The organism is Xanthomonas sp. NCPPB 1067, assembly GCF_020783795.1.
In the GTDB taxonomy this organism is placed as follows: Bacteria; Pseudomonadota; Gammaproteobacteria; order Xanthomonadales; family Xanthomonadaceae; genus Xanthomonas; species Xanthomonas melonis.
In genome coordinates, this window is record NZ_JAJGQG010000001.1 from 248873 (window position 1) to 269377 (window position 20505).

Annotated in this window: 18 protein-coding genes; 11 read left to right on the top strand and 7 right to left on the bottom strand. The window is 66.7% G+C overall.

Translation table 11 applies throughout. The features are described 5' to 3' along the window. Positions 1-32: 32 nt before the first annotated feature. The gene (locus LL962_RS01055; RefSeq protein WP_167395231.1) at positions 33-992 is read right to left on the bottom strand and encodes a PDR/VanB family oxidoreductase; all 960 of its coding nucleotides are present in this window, start codon (positions 990-992) and stop codon (positions 33-35) included. Between the two features lie 17 nt (positions 993-1009). Continuing rightward, positions 1010-2062, bottom strand: a complete 1053-nt coding sequence (locus LL962_RS01060; protein WP_104586340.1) for an aromatic ring-hydroxylating dioxygenase subunit alpha — start codon at positions 2060-2062, stop codon at positions 1010-1012. A gap of 140 nt (positions 2063-2202) precedes the next feature. On the opposite strand from LL962_RS01060, the gene LL962_RS01065 reads away from it, so the two are divergent. Both LL962_RS01065 and LL962_RS01070 read left to right on the top strand, forming a co-directional pair. Beyond that, positions 2203-3120, top strand: a complete 918-nt coding sequence (locus LL962_RS01065) for a LysR family transcriptional regulator (RefSeq protein WP_104586338.1) — start codon at positions 2203-2205, stop codon at positions 3118-3120. Between the two features lie 210 nt (positions 3121-3330). After that, positions 3331-4137, top strand: a complete 807-nt coding sequence (locus tag LL962_RS01070) for a TatD family hydrolase (protein WP_228315566.1) — start codon at positions 3331-3333, stop codon at positions 4135-4137. A 117-nt stretch (positions 4138-4254) separates the two neighbouring features. Here the strand turns inward: LL962_RS01070 and LL962_RS01075 are convergent, their stop codons facing one another. Together LL962_RS01075 and LL962_RS01080 are read right to left on the bottom strand one after the other, a co-directional pair. Next, positions 4255-4923, bottom strand: coding sequence for a VOC family protein (locus LL962_RS01075; protein WP_104586334.1), 669 nt, complete (start codon positions 4921-4923; stop codon positions 4255-4257). Between the two features lie 222 nt (positions 4924-5145). After that, positions 5146-6033 carry a LysR family transcriptional regulator gene (locus LL962_RS01080; RefSeq protein ID WP_228315567.1) on the bottom strand — a complete coding sequence of 296 codons (888 nt, stop codon included), beginning with the start codon at positions 6031-6033 and terminating at the stop codon, positions 5146-5148. Between the two features lie 97 nt (positions 6034-6130). Between LL962_RS01080 and LL962_RS01085 the strand changes: the two genes are divergently transcribed. From LL962_RS01085 to purU, 6 genes are all read left to right on the top strand, one after another. Further along, complete coding sequence (locus LL962_RS01085; protein ID WP_441004845.1) at positions 6131-7405, top strand: MFS transporter; 1275 nt, start codon at positions 6131-6133, stop codon at positions 7403-7405. A 409-nt stretch (positions 7406-7814) separates the two neighbouring features. Next, positions 7815-8696 carry an NAD-dependent protein deacetylase gene (locus tag LL962_RS01090; protein WP_104586330.1) on the top strand — a complete coding sequence of 294 codons (882 nt, stop codon included), beginning with the start codon at positions 7815-7817 and terminating at the stop codon, positions 8694-8696. 48 nt (positions 8697-8744) lie between these two features. Beyond that, on the top strand, positions 8745-9875 hold the full coding sequence (locus LL962_RS01095) for an NADH:flavin oxidoreductase/NADH oxidase (RefSeq protein ID WP_425509899.1): 1131 nt from the start codon (positions 8745-8747) through the stop codon (positions 9873-9875). Positions 9876-9905: 30 nt separating this feature from the next. Further along, on the top strand, positions 9906-10781 hold the full coding sequence (locus tag LL962_RS01100; protein ID WP_228315569.1) for an NAD(P)-dependent oxidoreductase: 876 nt from the start codon (positions 9906-9908) through the stop codon (positions 10779-10781). 399 nt (positions 10782-11180) lie between these two features. Next, a complete protein-coding gene (locus tag LL962_RS01105; RefSeq protein WP_104586327.1) occupies positions 11181-11576 on the top strand; it encodes an XVIPCD domain-containing protein in 396 nt (131 codons plus the stop codon). A 196-nt stretch (positions 11577-11772) separates the two neighbouring features. Next, positions 11773-12624 (top strand): formyltetrahydrofolate deformylase, encoded by an 852-nt coding sequence (purU, locus tag LL962_RS01110; protein ID WP_104586325.1) that lies wholly within the window; start codon positions 11773-11775, stop codon positions 12622-12624. 103 nt (positions 12625-12727) lie between these two features. Here purU and LL962_RS01115 read toward each other — a convergent pair whose 3' ends face one another. Together LL962_RS01115 and LL962_RS01120 are read right to left on the bottom strand one after the other, a co-directional pair. After that, a complete protein-coding gene (locus LL962_RS01115; RefSeq protein WP_228315570.1) occupies positions 12728-14677 on the bottom strand; it encodes a choice-of-anchor X domain-containing protein in 1950 nt (649 codons plus the stop codon). 346 nt (positions 14678-15023) lie between these two features. After that, positions 15024-15935 carry a LysR family transcriptional regulator gene (locus LL962_RS01120; RefSeq protein WP_228315571.1) on the bottom strand — a complete coding sequence of 304 codons (912 nt, stop codon included), beginning with the start codon at positions 15933-15935 and terminating at the stop codon, positions 15024-15026. Between the two features lie 184 nt (positions 15936-16119). Here LL962_RS01120 and msuE point away from each other — a divergent pair, with 184 nt between their 5' ends. From msuE to LL962_RS01135, 3 genes are all read left to right on the top strand, one after another. Further along, on the top strand, positions 16120-16713 hold the full coding sequence (gene msuE / locus LL962_RS01125; protein ID WP_228315572.1) for an FMN reductase: 594 nt from the start codon (positions 16120-16122) through the stop codon (positions 16711-16713). Positions 16714-16811: 98 nt separating this feature from the next. Beyond that, complete coding sequence (locus LL962_RS01130; RefSeq protein WP_228315573.1) at positions 16812-17795, top strand: DUF1852 domain-containing protein; 984 nt, start codon at positions 16812-16814, stop codon at positions 17793-17795. 28 nt (positions 17796-17823) lie between these two features. Next, positions 17824-18852 (top strand): methionine synthase, encoded by a 1029-nt coding sequence (locus LL962_RS01135; protein WP_228315574.1) that lies wholly within the window; start codon positions 17824-17826, stop codon positions 18850-18852. Positions 18853-18921: 69 nt separating this feature from the next. Here the strand turns inward: LL962_RS01135 and LL962_RS01140 are convergent, their stop codons facing one another. Then, positions 18922-20397: an OprO/OprP family phosphate-selective porin gene (locus tag LL962_RS01140; RefSeq protein ID WP_228315575.1), complete on the bottom strand. Its 1476-nt coding sequence runs from the start codon at positions 20395-20397 to the stop codon at positions 18922-18924. Between the last annotated feature and the right edge of the window lie 108 nt (positions 20398-20505).

Here is a 20505-nt window from a genome sequence, read left to right on the forward strand (position 1 = left end):
GCGCATGGCCACCCTGCACGCCGCTTGCCCACTCACAGGTCCAGCACCAGGCGCGGCGAGCGGCTGCGCGAGCAGCACAGGGTGATCTGCGCATTGGCGGCGTGTTCGGCGGCGCTGAGTACGCTGTCACGGTGATCGGGCAGGCCGGCGATCACGCCGGTCAAGCAGGCTCCGCACATGCCCTGCTCGCAGGACAGCGGAACGTCGATGCCGGCATCCAGCAAGGCGCCGGCGATGCTGCACCCGGCCGGCACCTGCACCACACGGCCGCTGGCGGCCAGCTCCACCTCGAAGGCACGGTCGGCAGCGTCGGGCAGTTCCGGCGCGGTGGCGGCGAAGTGCTCGCGGTGCACCTGCGATTCCGCCCAGCCCTGCGCCCTGGCGACGGCGGTGAAGTGGTCCATGAACGCAGCCGGCCCGCACAGGTAGAGCTGGTCGCGCGCGCGCGCCTGGACGAGTGCGTCGGGCAGGTGCACGCGCGGGCTCTGGCCGCCTTCGCTCAAGTGCATGTGCACCTGGCCGTGCGAAAAGCCCTGTTGCAACCGCTGCCCGAACGCCACGTCGGCATGCCGGCGCGCGTAGTAGTGCAGGACGAAGGATTCACCACGCGCTTCCAGCGCCTCGGCCATTGACAGCAAGGGGGTGATGCCGATCCCGGCGGCCAGCAGCACATGCCGTTCGCCAGCACGCAGCGGGAACAGATTGCGCGGGCTGGAGATGCGCAGGCGATCGCCGGGCGACAGCTGCTCGCACAGATGCCGCGAGCCGCCGCGCGAGGCATCGGCCAGCTTGACGCACAGCAGGTAGTGGTCGCGCGCATGCGGGGCGCTGGCGATCGAATACTGGCGGATCAATCCGTCCGGCAGATGCAGGTCCACGTGCGCGCCGGCCTCGAACGCCGGCAGCTCGGCATCGATCGGCTCCAGGCGGATCGCACGCTGGCGGTGGCCTTGCTCGGCCACGGCGGCAACGCGCACTTCATGCAGGCCCATGGCGCGCTCCTTGGCGGTCAACGCAGGAAGAAGTCGCTGTAGCCCTGACTGCGCAGGCCACGGCGGTAGGCGATCGAACTGCGGTCGGCGGGGATATGCACCTCCAGCAGCGGGTCCAGCGGCAGGTATTCGGGCCGCTGTGCTTCGACCATGGCGCGGTCTTCCTCGAACACGCGCAGGTTGAAGGCATGCACGTCCTCCACCGGCAGATGGGTGTCGAAATTGCGTGCGATCGGCACCAGCAGGCGCGTCTTGTGCTTGGACACGGGGCTTGCGGCATTCATGATCACCAACCGCTTGCCCGGCACCGGGAAATGGATGGTGAGCGTGGCGGTGAACGGCAGATGCACTTCGAAGTGCCGCAGCCACTGGAACTCCGGGTCCACGTCCGGCAGCGGCATGTCTACCGAATAGTTGGCCACGCTGCTGAGGTAATCGGCGTCGAAACCGGTGGGTGTCTCGGTGGTGGTATAGGCCGGCACCTCGCGCTTGTCGGGCTGGGCGAATGTCGCGGTGTGCACGAACGCGAAATGCGCCACGTCGATGAAGCCTTCCAATTGCCGTGCGGCGCTGCCGGCGATGTCGAAGGCCGGGCACACGATCTGCTGGAAACCTTCTTCGTCCCAGCCGGGCATCGGCGGAATCTGCACCTCGGCCTCACTCACCCCGGCCGGCTTGGCCAGGCACACCCAGATCAGGCCGTAGCGCTCGGCCACCGCATAGGTGTGCAGGCGCATCCTGGCCGGAATGTTCTGATCTGGACTGGCCGGGATGTGATTGCAGCGCCCGCCCGAACCGAAGCGCAGCCCGTGGTAGGCGCACACCACGCCGCCGCCATCGGCGGTACCCATGCTCAGCGGCACACCGCGGTGCGGGCAGACATCGCGCGCGGCCACCAGCTCGTCGCCCAATCGGTACAGCACCAGTGGCTCGTCCAGCAGGGTGGCCTTGAATGGCGCCTGCCCGACTTCGCTGCTCAGCGCCACGGCGTGCCAGTGCTGGGCCAGGCGCTGCCAATCGGCGGCTTCGAAGGTGCAGTGCAGGGGGAGGGCGGGGACAGCGACATCCATGGGGCGGTCTCTGGCGTGAGGCGGGAGCGGCCCCTGACGCAGGGGCCTGGATTGACTCTAGGAAGCCGGGGGTGTGTGATCAAACATCGTTTTTCCGTCTAGCCATTGCAAAAAACGCAACGCCAACCGAGTCCTGCCCCATGCTGACCTTCTCCCGCTTCACCCGATACTTCATCGAAGTGGCCCGCTGCGGCAGCATCCGCAAGGCTTCCGAGGTGCTGCACGTGTCGGCCTCGGCGATCGACCGCCAGATCCTCAAGGCCGAAGAGGAGCTGGGGGCGCAGTTGTTCGAACGCCTGCCCGGCCGGCTGCGGCTCACTGCCGCCGGCGAGCTGCTGCTGGTGGACGTGCGCGGCTGGGAGAAGGCCTATGCGCGTACGCTGGAACGCTTCGACGAGCTCAAGGGGCTGCGCCGCGGGCATGTGGAGATCGCCATGATCGACGCGCTCAGCGAAGGCGTGGTGCCGGCGGCGGTGGCATCGCTGGTGCAGGAGTACCCGGGCATCACCTTCAACCTCTCCACCGCGCGCAACCAGCGGGTGATGGAGATGGTGACCTCGGCCGACGTGGATATCGGCCTGTTGCTCGACCCGGTGAGCAGCGTGGACCTGGAGGTGCGCGCGTTCGCCGATATTCCGCTGGGGATCGCAATGCCGATCGGCCACCCGCTGAGCGGCCGCTCCGAGTTGCAGTTGAGCGAAACCCTGGAACACCGACTGTTGCTGCCGGCTGCGCCGTTGATCGTCGGCGAGCACGCCAAGGTGCTGTACCAGCGCCAGCACATCGACGTGAAGCGGCTCACCCATTGCAACGACGTGCGCACCCTGCGCGGATTGGTGCGTGCCGGCGCCGGGGTCGGTTTGATGTCGTGGCTGGATGCGGCCCCCGATGTGGCCGACGGAAGGCTGGCGTTCGTGCCGTTTCGCCAGCACCTGACCAAGCCGATGACGCTGGCCCTGTGCGTGGCCCCGCAACGCCAGCTCTCGCGCTCGGCGCAGCTGGCGATCCAGGCGCTGGCGGCGAAGATCGATGCGATGACGGTGCCGGTGGTGGGGTAGCCCCTCATCCGGCGCTGCGCGCCACCTTCTCCCGCCAGCGGGAGAAGGAAGCGCCAACACTTGCTGCCTTCTGCTTCTGCTTCTGCGTCTGCGTCTGCGTCTGCGTCTGCGTCTGCCTTCTCCCGCTCGCGGGAGAAGGTGCCCGTAGGGCGGATGAGGGCAACGCCCACCCGGTACAATCGCATCTGCTCTTCAGACGACACCCGCACCATGCAGTTGATCGACATCGGCGCCAACCTGACCCACGACTCCTTCGACCGCGATCGCGATGCGGTGTTGCAACGCGCACGCGAGGCGGGAGTGGCGCAGTTGGTGATCACCGGCGCCAGCCGCGAGCATTCCCCGCTGGCCCTGCAGCTGGCCCAGCAGCACCCCGGATTGCTGTACGCCACCGCCGGCGTGCACCCGCATCACGCCGTGGAATTCACCGCCGAATGCGCAGCGGAAATGCGCGCGTTGCATGCCCATCCGCAGGTCGTGGCCGTCGGCGAATGCGGCCTGGATTACTTTCGCGACTTCGCGCCGCGCCCGGCGCAACACAAGGCATTCGAAGGCCAGTTGCAACTGGCCGCCGACAGCGGCAAGCCGCTGTTCCTGCACCAGCGCGACGCGCATGCGGATTTCCTGGCGATCCTGCGCAGCTTCGACGGCACGCTGGGTGCGGCAGTGGTGCACTGCTTTACCGGTACGCGCGAGGAATTGTTCGATTATCTGGACCGCGATTTCTATATCGGCATCACCGGCTGGCTATGCGACGAACGCCGCGGCGCGCATCTGCGCGAGCTGGTGCGCAACATCCCCGCCAACCGGTTGATGATCGAAACCGACGCGCCCTACCTGCTGCCGCGGACGCTCAAGCCCATGCCCAAGGACCGCCGCAACGAGCCGATGTTTCTATCGCACATCGTGCAGGAGCTGGCGCGCGACCGCGGCGAAGACGTGGCGGTGACCGCCGGCAACAGCACGGCGGCAGCGCGCAGCTTCTTCGGCCTGCCGGTGCCCGCCGCAGCGGATTGAACGAACGGCTGCATGCGGCGCCCGGCATCGCTGGGCGAGCGGCGTGCCGAAAGCGGCCAGCGCCAGGCGATGCGCCAATGGCCTGTGCGATCGCCCCGGCCAGGCATGGGCCGTGTGCTAGGCCGCGAGCAGTTCCCACCCCTGTGCATCGCGCAGATGCAGTCCTGGCTGGGGCGCATCCACGCTCACGCGAACGCCATCGGCCCACGGCAACTGGCGTTGTTGCGGAAACCATCGTCGACGCTGGTCCACCACGATCAACAGACCGTGATCGTCGCCCAGTGCGACAAAGCCCTCGACCGCCGGTGCGAAGGGGCGCAGTCCGAAATGATGGACCACGCTCTCGGTCACGGTCTGCACATGGTGGCTGGGCAGGCCGATCTCGCTCAGGCACAGCAACTCGCTGCCATGAAACGCGCCCTGGCCCGTGGCCGCATCCTGCAGCGCATCGCGCGCGATCAGTTCCAGCACCGCCCCATCGGGGCCGGCGAAATACACCGACTGCGATTGCCAGGCGCCATCCAGTGCGAAACGCTGCCGTCCCTGCGCGTCGCCCAGCACGCTGGCGCGTGCGCCGATCCATTGTGCAGCGGCGTCGAACCGCGACGGTGCCACGTTGAAAGCCAGGTGCACGCTGCCCACCGGCTGCTGTGCCTGGACGCATTCCAGCGTCGTCCAGCCGATGCGCAGCGTGGTGCCGTGGACCGGCAATTGCAGCACGTCGCGGTAGAAACGCAGGCTGAGGTCGGGATCGAGACAGGGCAGGACGAGCTGACGCAGGCGCATGGCGATGGATCGGAAGTGGGGGAGCCCGCATTGAACAACCTCAAGCAAGGTTGAGGTCAAGCGCGCATCGTCGTTGCGGCGCGCCAACGACGCATGCGGCGTCGATGGTGCAGGCGCCCACTGGCGGACATGCGACTGCACGCGCCGGGCCTGCCGGCGCCGATCCCAGGCGGGCCAGGTGCCCGCGGCCGCAGCGGCATTGCCGGGGCGCGGAGCGGACGCTCAGATCTGCTGCGCCAGCGCCCACAGATGCCGCACCAACGGTGCGTTCTCCAGCGCATCGGGTGCGGCCGCCAGGGCCAGACGCGCCAGCGGCATGCGGCCGGTGATGTCGAGGTAGCGCACGCCGGGGCGCTGCAGTTGCGCGGTGGAGGCGGGAACCACCGACACGCCCAGTTCGGCGGCCACCAGGTTGATGATGGATGACATCTGCGGCGCTTCCTGGGTGATGCGCAAGGTCACGCCCGACTCGCGGCAGGCGGCCAGGATTTCGTCGTACAGGCTGGAGCCGAAACTGCGCGGAAACAGGATGAAGGGCTCGCCGGCCAGCGCTGCCAACGGTGCACTGGTGCGCGCAGCCAGCGGGTGCGCGGCAGGCACGGCGATCTTCATGGGCTCGTCGGCAAAGCGCAGCAGCTGCAGATCCGGTGGCGTGCTCAATCCGTAGCGCACGAACGCCGCATCCAGGCGCCCGTCGGTCAGCCCCACGAGCAGGCTGGCGGTATTGGTTTCTTCCAGCAATAGCTCGACCTGCGGCCATTGCCGGCGAAAATCGCGGATCAACCGCGGCACCACCGGACTGAAGGCGGCCGAAGCGGTGAGCCCCATGCGCAGCCGGCCGGACTCTCCGCGCGCCACGCGCCTGGCGGTCTCGGCAGCCCGCTCCACGTCGGCCAGCACGCGGCGCACCTCGCCCAGGAAAGCCTCGCCGGCGGCGGTCAGCTCGGCGCCGCTGTGGGTGCGGCGGAACAAGGCGGTGCCCAGCTCGCGCTCCAGCGTCTGGATCTGCTGGCTGAGCGGCGGCTGGCCGATGCCGACCCGCGTGGCCGCGCGGGTGAAGTTGCCTTCTTCGGCGACCGCAAGGAAGTAACGCAGGTGACGCAGCTCCATGGCATCTGTTTTACATATGGCAACCGCCAGTATCATATATTGGACAGGGGGTGCCGCCGGGCGAATACTCGCCGCTCCCGATGTCGTTGCTGCTGCCGTGCCGTCTTCCGATCGTTTTTCCCGCAGCTTGCCGATGGCCGACCCGGGCGCTGTTACCGCCGCCCCGGCCATCGGCCGGATCCGGCTGGCGCTGTTCCTGGCCGGCTTCGCCACCTTCTCGCTGCTCTACAGCGTGCAACCGGTGTTGCCGGAATTCGCCCGGACGTTCGGCGTGGATGCGGCCGTGGCCTCGCTGCCGCTGTCGCTGGCGACCGCCGGGTTGGCGATCGCGATCTTCTGTGCCGGAGCGGTGTCGGAAAACCTGGGCCGGCGTGGGCTGATGTTCGCCTCCATCGCGCTGGCCGCCGTACTCAACCTGATCGCCGCATTCCTGCCGCACTGGGGCGCACTGGTGGTCGTCCGCACCCTGTCCGGGATCGCGCTGGGCGGCGTGCCGGCCGTGGCGATGGTGTACCTGGGCGAGGAACTGCCTCCGCACAAGCTGGGCGCGGCCACCGGCCTGTACGTGGCCGGCAATGCGTTCGGCGGCATGAGCGGGCGCATCCTGATGAGCGTATTGACCGATCACAGCGACTGGCGCACCGCCCTGGCCCTGCTGAGCGTACTCGACCTGCTGTGTGCGCTTGCCTTCGTCTGGTTGCTGCCGCCCTCACGCCATTTCGTGCGCCGGCATGGCATCAACCTGCAGTTCCATCTGCGCGCCTGGGCCGGGCAGCTGCGCGATCGCAACCTGCCGTGGCTGTTCGTATTGCCGTTCCTGCTGATGGGCGTGTTCGTCAGCGTCTACAACTACGCCGGCTTTCGCCTGGGCGGGCCGGAGTTCGCGCTCAGCCAGAGCCAGATCGGCATGATCTTCAGCGCTTACGTGTTCGGCATCGTCAGCTCCTCGGTGGCCGGTGGGGCTTCGGATCGCTTCGGCCGCGGGCCGGTGGTCAGTGCCGGTATCGTCTGCTGCGTGCTGGGTGTGGTACTGACGCTGACACATGCGCTGGCGCTGGTGGTGGGCGGCATCGTGTTGCTGACCATCGGATTCTTCATCGCGCATTCGGCCGCCAGCGCCTGGGTGAGCCGGCTTGGTGGCGCACATCGTAGCCACGCCGCCTCGTTGTACCTGCTGGCGTATTACGCCGGCTCCAGCGTGATCGGTGCGATGGGCGGCTGGTTCTGGCAACACGGCGGCTGGGCCGGCCTGGTGGGGATGAGCCTGAGCCTGCTCGGCATGGCGTTGGCTGCCGCGCACGTCCTGCGCAAACGCGCCGACGACACCCGTCCCTACGGCCGGTTCGCGCCGCATCCGCCGCGCGGGGAGTGAGCCGGCGCGCCGCAGGTGGCAGCGGGTGCCCGTGGCTTCGTGCGGCAGGCAGTGCTGCGTGGCCAGAGCCATCTCGACGGTGCACGTGGCTGCGAAGGCAGCCACGCCGACCGTGACGGAGCCATTGTCGCGTCCGGTGCAGTGCAGCGGCAGTTCGCCGTTGCAGCTGCATGGCCATGCACGCGTCAGACCGCGGTTGGCTTGGAATCGAGCGATGTCACCCCAGATCATGCGCTTGCGTTCGTGTCTCGCGTACGGTGCCTGCTGCATCCGCTGCGGCGGTACTCGCGTATCCGTGTCTGCCGCCTGGTGGTCGGCTGCGGCGCGCAGACCGCGGCGCCAGCGTCGTCTCGCAACGAGCAGGCTGCGGTGGCATGGCGCGTGTTTTCCACGTTATCGGAGTCGCACCATGAGCGTTGTTCCCGCACCAGACGGCGATGCGTTACAGGAATTCATCCAGACCCACCAACGCCTGTTCGTGCTGACCGGTGCCGGCTGCAGCACCGATTCGGGCATTCCCGACTATCGCGATCTGCAAGGGGGCTGGAAGCGCCCGCAACCGGTGACATTCCAGGCCTTCATGGGCGAGCTCGCCACGCGTCAACGCTACTGGGCGCGTAGCCTGGTCGGCTGGCCGCGGTTCGGGCTGGCGCGACCCAACGCGACCCATCACGCGCTGGCCGCGCTGGAAGTGCGCGGCCAGCTGGAACTGCTGCTGACCCAGAACGTGGATCGCCTGCATCAGGCCGCCGGCAGCCAGGCGGTGATCGATCTGCACGGGCGGCTGGATGTGGTGCGTTGCATGGGCTGCGAACGCCGCATGCCGCGCACCGAATTCCAGTGGCTGCTCGAACAGTCCAATCCCGGCTGGGTGGAGCTGGATGCCGCACAGGCGCCCGACGGCGATGCGGATCTGGACGACGTCGCCTTCGAGACGTTTGCGGTGCCGCCGTGCCCGGCGTGCGGTGGCATCCTCAAGCCGGATGTGGTGTTCTTCGGCGAGAACGTGCCGCGCGAGCGGGTGGAGCGCGCATTCGCGCACCTGCAGGCCGCCGACGCGGTGCTGGTGGTGGGCTCCTCGTTGATGGTGTACTCGGGCTTTCGCTTCGTACAGGCGGCCGCGCGGTCGGGCCTGCCGATCGCCGCACTGAATTTCGGTCGCACCCGCGCCGACGAACTGCTCACATTGAAGGTGGAACAGTCGTGCGCGCAGGCGTTGGCCTTCCTGCACGCGCCGGCGGACCCGCTGCGCGCTGCGGCCTCCCATTACGACAGCGCGCGCTCCGCATGACGCAGTGATCCATTGCCGCGGTTGTGCGGCGGCGCGGCACGCAGTGCAATGGGCAACCCCCTGTTGCGCCTGGATGTTGCCTTGAGCCAGTTGTTCACTCCCATCGCGTTCGGTCCGCTCGCGCTCGCCAACCGCATCGTCATCGCACCGATGTGCCAGTACTCGGCACAGGACGGCTGCGCCACCGATTGGCATCGCATCCATCTGGGCACGCTGTCGCAATCGGGCGCCGGCCTGCTGATCCTGGAGGCGGCCGCGGTGCTACCGGAAGGGCGCATCAGCTACGCCGATCTCGGTCTTTACGACGATGCCAGCGAGCGTGCGCTGGCTGACGTGCTGCACTCGGTGCGTCGCTGGTCGCCGATGCCGATCGGCATCCAGCTGGCGCATGCCGGGCGCAAGGCATCCACCGATCTGCCGTGGAACGGCGGCGAGGCGATCGCGCCCACCGATCCGCACGGTTGGCAGACCGTGTCCGCTTCGGCGCTGGCGTTCCGCGACGGGCAGCCGTTGCCGCAGGCGCTGGACGAGGCCGGTATCGATGCGGTGGTGGCGGCGTTCGTGGCCTCGGCCACCCGTGCCGAACGCCTGGGCCTGCAGCTGATCGAGCTGCATGCTGCGCATGGCTATCTGATGCATCAGTTTCTCTCGCCGTTGAGTAACCAGCGCACCGATGCCTATGGCGGGTCGCTGGACAATCGCATGCGGCTGACGCTGCGCATCTTCGATGCCGTGCGTGCGGCGGTGTCCGATACGGTGGCGGTGGGCGTGCGCCTGTCGGCCACCGATTGGGTGGAAGGCGGCTGGGATCTGGAGCAGAGCATCGCGCTGTCCAAGGCACTGGATGCGCGTGGCGCGCACTACATCCATGTTTCCAGCGGCGGGTTGGATCCGCGCCAGCAGATCCCGCTGCAAGAGGGTTACCAGATTCCGTTTGCGCAGGCGATCCGTGCGCAGGTCGCCACGCCGGTGATCGGTGTGGGCCTGATCACCGAGCCGGCACATGCCGAGGCGATCCTGCAGGAGGGCCAGGCCGACGCCATCGCGCTGGCGCGCGGCATCCTGTACGACCCGCGCTGGCCGTGGCATGCCGCCGCCGCGTTGGGCGCCACCGTCACCCCGGCACCGCAATACCTGCGCTGCGAGCCGCGCCACGCACGCGGCGTGTTCGCCAGCTGACGCACGCACGCCATACCGGAGAGGACACGCATGCCGATAGGATTTCTCGGATTGGGCACGATGGGCCTGCCGATGGCGCATAACCTGCTGCGCGGCGGCTTCGAGCTGAGCGTCTGGAACCGTTCGCCCGAACGCGCGCAGCCGCTGCGGGAGGCCGGTGCCACGGTGGTGATGCAGGCACGGGATGCGGCACACGGTCCGTTGCTGTTTTCCATGCTCGCCGACGACGACGCGGTGCGTCAGATCGTGCTGGAAGGCGGCGTGCTGGATGCGCTGCCGGCCGGCAGCGTGCACGTCAACATGGCCACCATCTCGGTGGCGCTGGCGCGCGAGCTGACCGCATTGCATGCCGAACGCGGTATCGCCTACGTGGCGGCACCGGTGTTGGGTCGCGTCGATGTGGCGCAGGCGGGCAACCTCAACATCCTGGCCGCCGGCGACGCTGCAGCGCTGGCGCGGGTGCGGCCGATGTTCGACGTACTCGGGCAGCGGACCTGGCCGATCGGCAATGCACCCGAGCAGGCCAATGCAGTGAAACTGGCGGCCAATGTCTGTCTGGCCAGCGCCATCGGCGCCATGGCCGAGGCCAGCACGCTGGCCCGTGGTCACGGCGTGGAGACCACCCAGTTCCTCGACATGCTCACCAGCACCTTGTTCGCCGCGCCGGCATATCAGGGCTATGCCAGGCTGATCATGCAGCGCCAGTACCTCCCGGCCGGCTTCACCGCCACGCTGGGCCGCAAGGACGTGGATCTGGCGATCCAGGCCGCCGCGCAGAAACAGGTGCCGATGCCGCTGGGCGAACTGTTGCGCGCCGAACTGGATGCAGCGATCGCGCATGGCGACGGCAACGCCGATTGGGCGGTGCTGGCCGAGGTGGCGGCGCGTCGCGCGGGCCAGGCATAGTGTCGGCAGCAGCGACGGCCTGACGTGTTTGCGATACGACGCCTCGCTTTGCGGTCCCTGCAACCGGTGATCGACACCGGGTACCAGTCGTACGCGCCGCGGTCGATGGCGGAAGATGGTGCCTCGCCATGAAGCGCCTGCGCTGGACGAGCGAACGCCGCCGCGTCATGCGCCGGCATTGCCCGGCAAGAACCGGTTTTTCTCCGTGGGGGTTGCTTGAGGCAATCTGCGCAAGCGGCTAAGGTGCCTGCTCGATTCGGCCTGGTTGCGGTGTGCGCGATGCGCAACGCGCTCCAGCCATCACAGCGCCTTCAGGGAGAATGCGATGCAACACCCGCACAACCGGCCCGGTTTTTCCGCGCGACGATCGCGCGCGCCGGCCCACGCCGGTAGCGCGTCATGAGCCTGCCGCCGCCTGTGGTCGATCAGGGCCAGGTCGGCCCGGAGCATCCCGAGCATCCGGACCATTTCCTGTTCGCGCAGATCCGCGAGGCGGTGAGCGTGCTCGATGCGGAATTGAACAAGCCTGCCGACGACGCCAGTGAACGCATGGCTGCGCGCCTGCTGCCGCTGGCCAAGCAACATGGCTTCGATCAGGTCGATCATGTGGTGCTCAGCCGGCATGTGGGCGAGGTCGGCGAGAACGTATTCCTGGTGCGCGGAGAGCTGTCCGACCCGGCGCATCTGCGTGCGCACATCACGACCCAGGAAGCGATGGAAACGTCGGTGGAGGCATCGCTCCTGCAGTTGAACGAAATCAACCGCCGCCTGATGCTGCGTCTGCCGCCGCGCTAGGCGCATCGCGCGCGCGTGTCGCGGTCGATCGTGCCGTCGCCAGGCATGGGGCGTTGGCGACGCGAGCATCCGGGGCGCTCCGATGTGCAAGACGCGTGGCCGATCCGATCGTCTGCGGAACCGCACTGGCTGCACGCCGACAGTTACGCACGCAAGCACTGCGCTGGCAGGCGTGCGCATTGGCTATGATCGCTCCATGCGCTCCGACTACATCCTTACGCTGTCCTGCCCCGACCGCACCGGCATCGTCTATCGCGTCACCGGCCTGCTGTTCGATCTGGCCTGCAATATCCTCGATGCCCAGCAGTTCGGCGACGAGGAGAGCGGGCGGTTCTTCCTGCGTGTGCATTTCGACAAGCCCCCGGGGACCGAGATCGCCAGCCTCGAGCAACGCTTCTCGATCCTGGCGCACGAATTCCAGATGGCGTGGCAATTGCACGACGCCCGGCGCCGCGCGCGGTTGCTGGTGCTGGTGAGCAAGCAGGGGCATTGCCTCAACGATCTGCTGTTCCGCATGCATAGCCGGCAGTTGCCGGTGGATATCGCCGCAGTGGTGTCCAATCACGCCGATTTCGCACCGCTGGCCGCGTCCTACGGGGTCGACTTCCATCATCTGCCGGTCAGCGCCGACACGCGCGAGGCGCAGGAAAGCCAGCTGCTGGCCCTGGTCGAAGACCTGCAGATCGATCTAGTGGTCCTGGCGCGCTACATGCAGATTCTCTCCCCGGCGCTGTGCCGCGCGCTGGCCGGGCGGGCGATCAACATTCACCACAGCTTCCTGCCCAGTTTCAAGGGTGCGCAGCCGTATCACCAGGCCCACGCACGCGGGGTCAAGATCATCGGCGCCACCGCCCATTACGTCACCGAAGATCTGGACGAAGGCCCGATCATCGAACAGGACATCGCCCGCGTCGACCACGCCATGACCCCACGCGACCTGGTGCGCGTGGGCAGCGACACCGAATCGCTGGTGCTCGCCCGCGCGGTGCGTCGCCACGTCGAGCATCGCATCGTGCTCAACGGACATCGCACCGTGGTGTTTCGCTGAAGCGGCCTCGCCGCGCGTTGTCCCAGGCGTAGATCGTCGCCTCGCATGGACGCTGGCCAGCGCATGCGCACCGGCCAGCGTCGTGTCGCACATCAGGTGCGCATCACTTCGCCGCGTTGGCGTTCATCACCGCGTTGCGGTTTGCATCCAGGTACTGTGCCGGGTCGCGCATGCCGGTGGTATGGCACTGGCCGGTGGTATGACCGCGATTGATGCCACCGGGCAGCTGCGCATTGGATTGCTCCACGGTGCCGTCCTCGGGATCGTTCAACACCAGGTCCGAGGCCGCGTTGCAGTAATCGTTGGTGTACCAGTTGGTCTTGGCGAACGAGGTGGTGTAGTAGTTGACCTTGGCGCGCGCGTCTGCCGGAATGCCGGCCAGCCAGGCCTTGGCACCGTCGTAGGTAAGGTCGGTATTGCTGCCGCAGCCTACACCGAACCACGAGCCCACGGTGGCGAGAATGCCGGACAGGTTGGTGCCCTGGTAGGGCGTACCGACCGACTGCATCACGCGCCCGCCGCTGGCGTTATCCAGGCCGCTCCAGTAGTAGGTATACAGATGCAGCGCGGCCATGCCGCCCTGGCTATGCGCCACCGTGGCGAACGAGGACCATTGATTGGCGAACTGCGCCAGCCGTTGTGCGAACTGGTCGTTGCTGCGGTTCTGTTTGGCATCCAGGAACGACGCGGCATTGGTGAATTGCGCCTGGGGCCAGACTCCGTTCGAACAATATCCGTGCACCAGCACCAGCTTGGAGCCGGCAGCCTGCGGTTGCACTCGTGCCGATGTCAGCGTGGCGGGACGCGGGCCCATGCGCATGCTTTCGTCGATGGCGCCGGTGGTGCGCGCGATGCTGGCACGGCGCAGCGCCGGTACCTGCAAGGGCAGCGTGCCGGCCTGCACCAGCGGGATGTAGTGATCCGGATCTTCGATGCGCAGGCCGCGCAGCGTGAAGGGCGCACGTGCGCCGGCACGCGCGATCCAGCGTTCGTCCAGGCTCAGCGGCAGCTGCCCCTGTTGTGGGGTCAGCATGCCGCCGATCCACGCCACCGGCACGTCCTTGCCTTTGGCGTCGGTGCCCCAGACCTGGCCGAACACGCGATAGTGCGACGGCGCGTTGCCCCGTGCGGCCACTGGCAGCGCCACCATGAGCCGCGTGCCATCGGCGGCGCGCGCGCTGAGCGTATTGCCAAGCAGGCGCAAGCTGGTGTCCAGCACCGGCAGCACGTGCTCGCTGGTCCGCACGAACGCTTGCCCGGCCTGATCACGCCCATGCACGATCACCTGCGCGATCCAGGTGCCTGCCTGCGTCGGCTGAAAGTTGCCGCCGTAGATGCCGTCGCCGGCGGCGCCGTCGGCGTGCGCGCCGTCGTCTGCCATCGGCAGCATGCGCACCGCACCCTGCGGATCGATCACGCGCAGGCTGGCGGTATCGATCTGCCCAGCCTGCGCCGCCAGCAAGGTGGCGCCGCGCGCATCGTTACCGCTGAGCATGGCATTGAGCGTGAGCGAACGGCCGACCAGTTGCTGGCGATCGCGCGGATACGAGGCGAGCTGGGTGCGCGGGTCGCCTTCCATCAACACATAACCGCGCTGCGCGGTCGGCGATGCCGACTGCAGCGTCAGCGACCAGTTGCCGTTCTGCGCTGCCTCCACCGCATAGCGCATGCCGCCGATGCCGCTGTCCGCGCTGCCCAACAACGTGCGCTGCGCCTGCAGCTGCGGTGCGGCAGCGGCGCGTGCACCGGCAGTGCGCGGCGCGGCGACAGCCGCATCCCAGGCCTGATCGCCGGTCAGCACCATGAAACGCAGGTGGCCATTCTCCACCGGCAGGCTGCCTTGCCAACGCGCGGCCTGACCTGCCGGCGTCAATTCCACCGGCAGCAGGGCGCTCTTGGACAGAATCGCCGCTTCGGCCGGATCGGGCGCGCGCATCTGCGCGAACTCCTCCGGCGGCCCGGCCAGTTGCTTGGGTTGCAATTCGGCCGCAGCGAGCGGCGCAGAAAGCAGCGAGAGGGAACACAGGAACGACAACAGCGACGGCTTCGGCATGGCGAGATCTCTCCGTGAGCGTTGCAGAAGCAATGCCGTCGCGCATGGCAACGACATCGGATGCAGCGCCCCCTTCGCTGCTATTCGATTTTGGTTATACCGCGCTCTTGTGACAGGTCTGCTGTGCGCTGCAACACCTCATCCGCGGCAGACGATCATCGAAAAATGCAGAGTGTGATCAGGGTCGCGGACAAGTCCGTTCTCAGTACGGAGGGATGCGTGGCCGCATCGCTTCCTGTGTCGGAGCCTCAGGCTCGCAGCCGATGGGTAGTACGGAGAGACAGGTGGCAGCGCTTTGTCGGTGGTCGCCAGAGCGTGGGTGGCGTGCGCCCGACGGGAGCACTCGTCATCGCTGGCCGAGTTTGGCCGTGGCACCGGCCGGCGCGCGGGCCAGTTCGATGAAGGCGCGCAGGTAATCGATCGCGATCTCCGCTTCGCGTGCGCCCAGGTAGATGTGTTTGGAAATACCGCGCGCACCCAGCCGAACAGGCACCACTTCCATCCTCGAGGCGTATTCCTCCACCAACCAGCGTGGCATGGCCGCCACGCCGCGGCCACTGGCCACCATCTGCATCATGATGTCGGTGGTTTCGATCGCCTTGTGGCGACGCGGTGTGACGCCGGCCGGCAACAGGAATTGGCTGTAGATGTCCAGGCGCTCGAGGTCCACGGGGTAGCTGATGAGTACCTCGCGGGTCAGCTGCTGCGGTTTGACGTAGGCCGCCGACGCCAGCGCATGGCCCTTGGCCACGACCAGCACCTGCTCGTAGTCGAACACCGGCTCGAACTTGAGCCCTGGCTTGAACAGCGGGTCGGGCGTGACCAGCAGATCGATCTCGTAGCCGAACAGCGCACCGATGCCGCCGAACTGGAATTTCTGTTTCACGTCCACGTCCACATCCGGCCACATGGCCAGATACGGCGCCACCAGTTTGAGCAGCCACTGGTAGCAGGGATGGCATTCCATGCCGATGCGCAGCGCGCCGCGCTCGCCCTGCGCAAACTGTCCCAGGCGCTCTTCGGCCAGATCCAGCTGCGGCAGCACCCGGTTCGCCACCGCCAGCAGATACTGGCCTGCCTGGGTCAGACGCAGGCTACGCCCCTCGCGCAACCAGATGTCGGTGCCCAACTGCTGCTCCAGCTTCTTCATGCTGTGGCTCAGTGCCGATTGGGTCAGATTCAGCACGCCTGCGGCAGCGGTCAACGAGCCTTGCTGCTCGACCTGCTGGACGATGCTGAGATGGATGCGCTCTAGCATTCAGATGATCCGAATTCATGGATTGTTGAAATAACACCATTTTACTTCATTGAATGCGATCCCTAGCATCAGGGCACGTCGTTCGGTCATTGCCGTGGCAATGGCCGAATCCGCAGGCAACCGACCGATCCGGCCCGGTTGCTTGCGCTGTACGCGACGTCCCCCACTGCTCAGGTCACCCTGCATGACTGTCAACGTGCCACACCCACTCCGCATCGTCGCGGTCTCTGGCGGGATGCAACGCCCTTCCAAGGCCGTTGCCCTGGCAGAGCACCTGCTGGATCTGCTTGCCGATCGGGTGCCGTGCGAGCGGCACCTGGTCGAACTCGGGGCGTTGGCACCGCAGTTCGCTGGCGCCCTGCGGCGCTCACAACTGCCCGTGATGGTGGAGCTCGAGCTTGCACGTGTGGAGCAGGCCGACGTGCTGGTTGTGGCAACACCGGTCTACCGCGGTTCCTTCACCGGCTTGTTCAAACACTTCTTCGACTTCATCCATCAGGACGCCCTGATCGATACGCCCGTGCTGTTGGCCGCAACCGGCGGCAGCGAACGCCATGCATTGGTGATCGACCACCAGCTCCGCCCGCTCTTCAGCTTCTTCCAGGCACGCACGTTGCCGCTGGGCGTCTACGCAACCGACCGTGATTTCGTGGACTACCGCGTGCGGAACGAGGCGCTGGCCGAGCGGGCCAGGCTGGCGGTGCAGCGGGCATTGCCGCTGATCGAACTGACGCGGCATGCAGGGCCCATCACCGCGCAGGACGTGGCCGCGGCCTGAGCGCCAGCGCCGATCCTAAGGTCCGGCATTCCGCCCGCAGCATCCGCAACGCAGAGAGTGCGGGCGCTTCCTCCTAGAAATCAAGGCGTCACATCGCAATGACTCAAGCACTGAACTTCACCATCAAGCGCCTGTGGTTCGATGAGAACTACCACCCCTCGGCCACGACGCGTAACACGACGAACTTCGCCAATCTGGCCAGGGGGCAGCGTCGTCAGGAGAATCTGCGTAACACGCTGGCGATGATCAACAACCGCTTCAACGATTTGGCCCATTGGGACAATCCCACGCGCGACCGCTATGCGCTGGAGCTGGAGATCATCTCCGCCGAGATGAACATCGGTCAGAGCCAACCGGACGATGCCTTTCCGTTGATCGAGATATTGAAACCCAGCATCGTCGACCGGCACACCGGTGCGCGCATCGACGGCATCGCAGGGAACAACTTTTCGTCCTATGTGCGCGATTACGACTTCAGCGTACTGCTGCCGGCGCACAACCAGGATGCCTCCGGGTTCAATATCCCGAACAATTTCGGCAACCTGCACGGCAAGCTGTTCAAGCACTTCGTGCGCTCGGACGCGTACACCGCGCACTTCGAGAAGCTGCCGGTCATCTGCATCAGCGTCTCCACCAGCAGGACCTACCGACGCACCGGCAATCGGCACCCCATCCTGGGTATCGAATACAGGCAGGATGCGTTCTCGTTGACGGATCAGTACTTCGAAAAAATGGGCCTGCAGGTGCGCTATTTCATGCCACCCAACAGTGTTGCCCCGCTGGCGTTCTACTTCTTCGGCGACCTGCTCGGCGACTACACCAGCCTGGAGCTGATCGGCACCATCAGCACGATGGAAACCTTCCAGAAGATCTACCGGCCGGAGATCTACAACGCCAATTCCGCTGCGGGTGCGATCTATCAGCCGAGCCTGAAACATCAGGATTACTCCTCCACCCAGATCGTCTACGACCGGGAAGAGCGCAGCCAGCTGGCCGTCACGCAAGGCAGATACACCGAAGAGCATTTCATCCGGCCCTACGGGCACCTTCTCGAGCAATGGGCGTCCAGCCACGCTCCCTGATCAACCAAAACGCAAGGCATCATCCGTCATGACAAAGCTGCTCCCCACCTCGACCGCAGGTAGCCTGCCCAAGCCGTCCTGGCTCGCACAACCCGAAACGCTGTGGTCGCCCTGGAAACTGCAGGGCGAGGCACTGATCGAAGGCAAGCAGGACGCGTTGCGGTTGTCGCTGCAGGAACAGCAGCACGCCGGCATCGATATCGTCAGCGACGGCGAGCAGACCCGCCAGCATTTCGTCACCACCTTCATCGAACACCTCAGCGGCGTCGATTTCGAGAAGCGCGAGACGGTCAGGATTCGCGACCGCTACGACGCCAGCGTGCCGACCGTGGTTGGCGCGGTGAGCCGCCCGAGGCCCGTGTTCGTGGACGATGCCAGATTTCTGCGTCAGCAAACCCGTCAGCCGATCAAGTGGGCGCTACCGGGCCCGATGACGATGATCGACACCCTCTTCGATGCGCACTACAAAAGCCGCGAAAAGCTGGCATGGGAATTTGCCAAGCTCCTGAACCAGGAAGCCAGGGAGCTCGAAGCGGCCGGCGTGGATATCATCCAGTTCGACGAACCCGCCTTCAATGTCTTCTTCGACGAGGTCAACGACTGGGGTGTTGCCACGCTCGAACGCGCGGTCGAAGGACTCAAGTGCGAGACAGCCGTTCACATCTGTTATGGCTACGGCATCAAGGCCAATACCGACTGGAAGCAGACCTTGGGATCGGAGTGGCGGCAGTACGAAGCGTCGTTTCCCAAGCTGCAGGCATCATCGCTGGATATCATTTCGCTGGAATGCCATAACTCGCACGTGCCGATCGATCTGATCGAACTGGTGCGCGGCAAGAAGGTGATGGTCGGTGCCATCGATGTGGCAAGCGCCACGATCGAAACCCCGCAGGAAGTCGCCGACACGCTGCGCAAAGCGCTGCGGTTCGTCGATGCCGACAAGCTCTATCCTTCCACCAACTGCGGCATGGCACCGCTCGCCCGGCACGTCGCACGCGGCAAGCTCAGCGCGCTCAGCGCGGGCGCGGCGATCGTGCGCGCAGAGGTGTCGGCCTAGGTCGTTGTGGCGTTATAAAGAAAGCCCCCGCAAGCGGGGGCTGCGCTGTTCTCCATCACCTTGCGCTGATCAGTAATTGACCTGCAGCTGCACCCGCAACAGGTCGCCTTCCACCACCGGATACGGCGCGGTGCTGACGTCGGTGCGCTTCATCTTCGAGTAGGCGAACACCAGTTCCAGCGCGTCCATCGGCTGCCACTCCACGCCGGCCTCCACTTCGTCCAGCCGCATGCGCGGGGCATTGGTGTCGAACTTGGAGCCGCCGCGGTAGGTCTGCCACTTGAGGTAGGGCAGCAGGGTGCCGTAGTTGAAGTCGTACTTGTACATGGTCTGCACGTAACCGCCGCTCAGCGACCGGGTGCGGATACGGCGCTGCGCCACATCCAGCTCCGGCCCGCGGCCCACCGTCCACTCGGCCTGCACCCCGAACGGTTGCGGGTAGTAGATGATGTGGGCGGCCACGCGTTGGTCGGTGTAGCCATCGGGTTCGGTGATGGCCGGGGTGAAGCTGCGGCCGCCGATGTTGACCGCCGCCGCGCTCGGCACGAAACGGCCGGCGTAGGCGTCGGCGCCCACTTCCAGGTACTGCCCGTTGGCGAGCTTGAACGGGTAGGTGGCATGCACCACCGCATGCATGCTGTCGTTGCGCTCGGCGCGGTTGGCGCCCTGGCCGTTGTAGACGCCCGCGCCGAGCACGCCGTAGTCGCCAGAGCCCTTGAGGCCGGACTTGACCAGGTCCTGGAAGCGGCCCTTGGCCACGGTGGGGCTGTAGTAGAACACCGCGCCGAGATCGCGTTCGTCGCGCAGGCCGGAGTTGAGCGCATCGGCGCGGTCCAGGGTGAGCCGGTTCTGGCTGGACTGCAGGTTCTCCCAGCCGTAGGGCATCTTCGACTGGCCCACGCGAACGCGGTACTCGCGCTTCTTGTCGAAGAAGATATCGGCGTAGGCATCGCGCAACTGGGCGAAGTTGGACGTGGTGGAACCGCCAGGCGTGCTGGCGAAATCCGGCTGGAAGTACAGCGACACGTGGTCGTTGATATCGCCGCTCAGCACCAGGCGCGCGCGGCGGATGCCCATGCTCTGGTCGTTGCCGAGGAAGCGGTCGCCGGGTGCACGCAGGTCCTGTGCATCGCCGCCGATGCCGTGGTTGTATCGGATCTGGGTGTAGCCGCGCAGGCTCAGCTTGTCGTACCACTTCTTGCCGGCATCGCCGGCCTTGGCCGGTGCCGGTGCCGGTGCCGGTGCCGGTGCCGGTGCCGCTGCAGGCGCGGGCGTGGTTTGGGCGATGGCGGTGTCGGCGGGCGCGCTGGCCCCCGGCGCCGCCGGCAATGGCTGGGCCGGTGCCGCCGGCATGGCCGATGCCGGCAATTTGCCGTTTTCGTCCACCTGCACGAAGGTGCCCAGCTTGTCGCGGCCCGGTGCCGGTTCGGCAAAGATCTGCTTGGTCTTGCGATCCACGTACAGCTCCAGCTCGGCAGCCAGGGTGCTGGTGCTGGCCGTGGCACTCAGGGCGCACAGGAGGGTGGCAAGGTTGCGCTTTTTCATCAACTCGGCTCGTACAAGGAAAATCGGGTCGGTGGAGGACGTCGGACCGGTGCGCCCGATGGGCAGCAGACACGGCAACCAACCCTCCGCCAGGATGCCCGGTCGTCC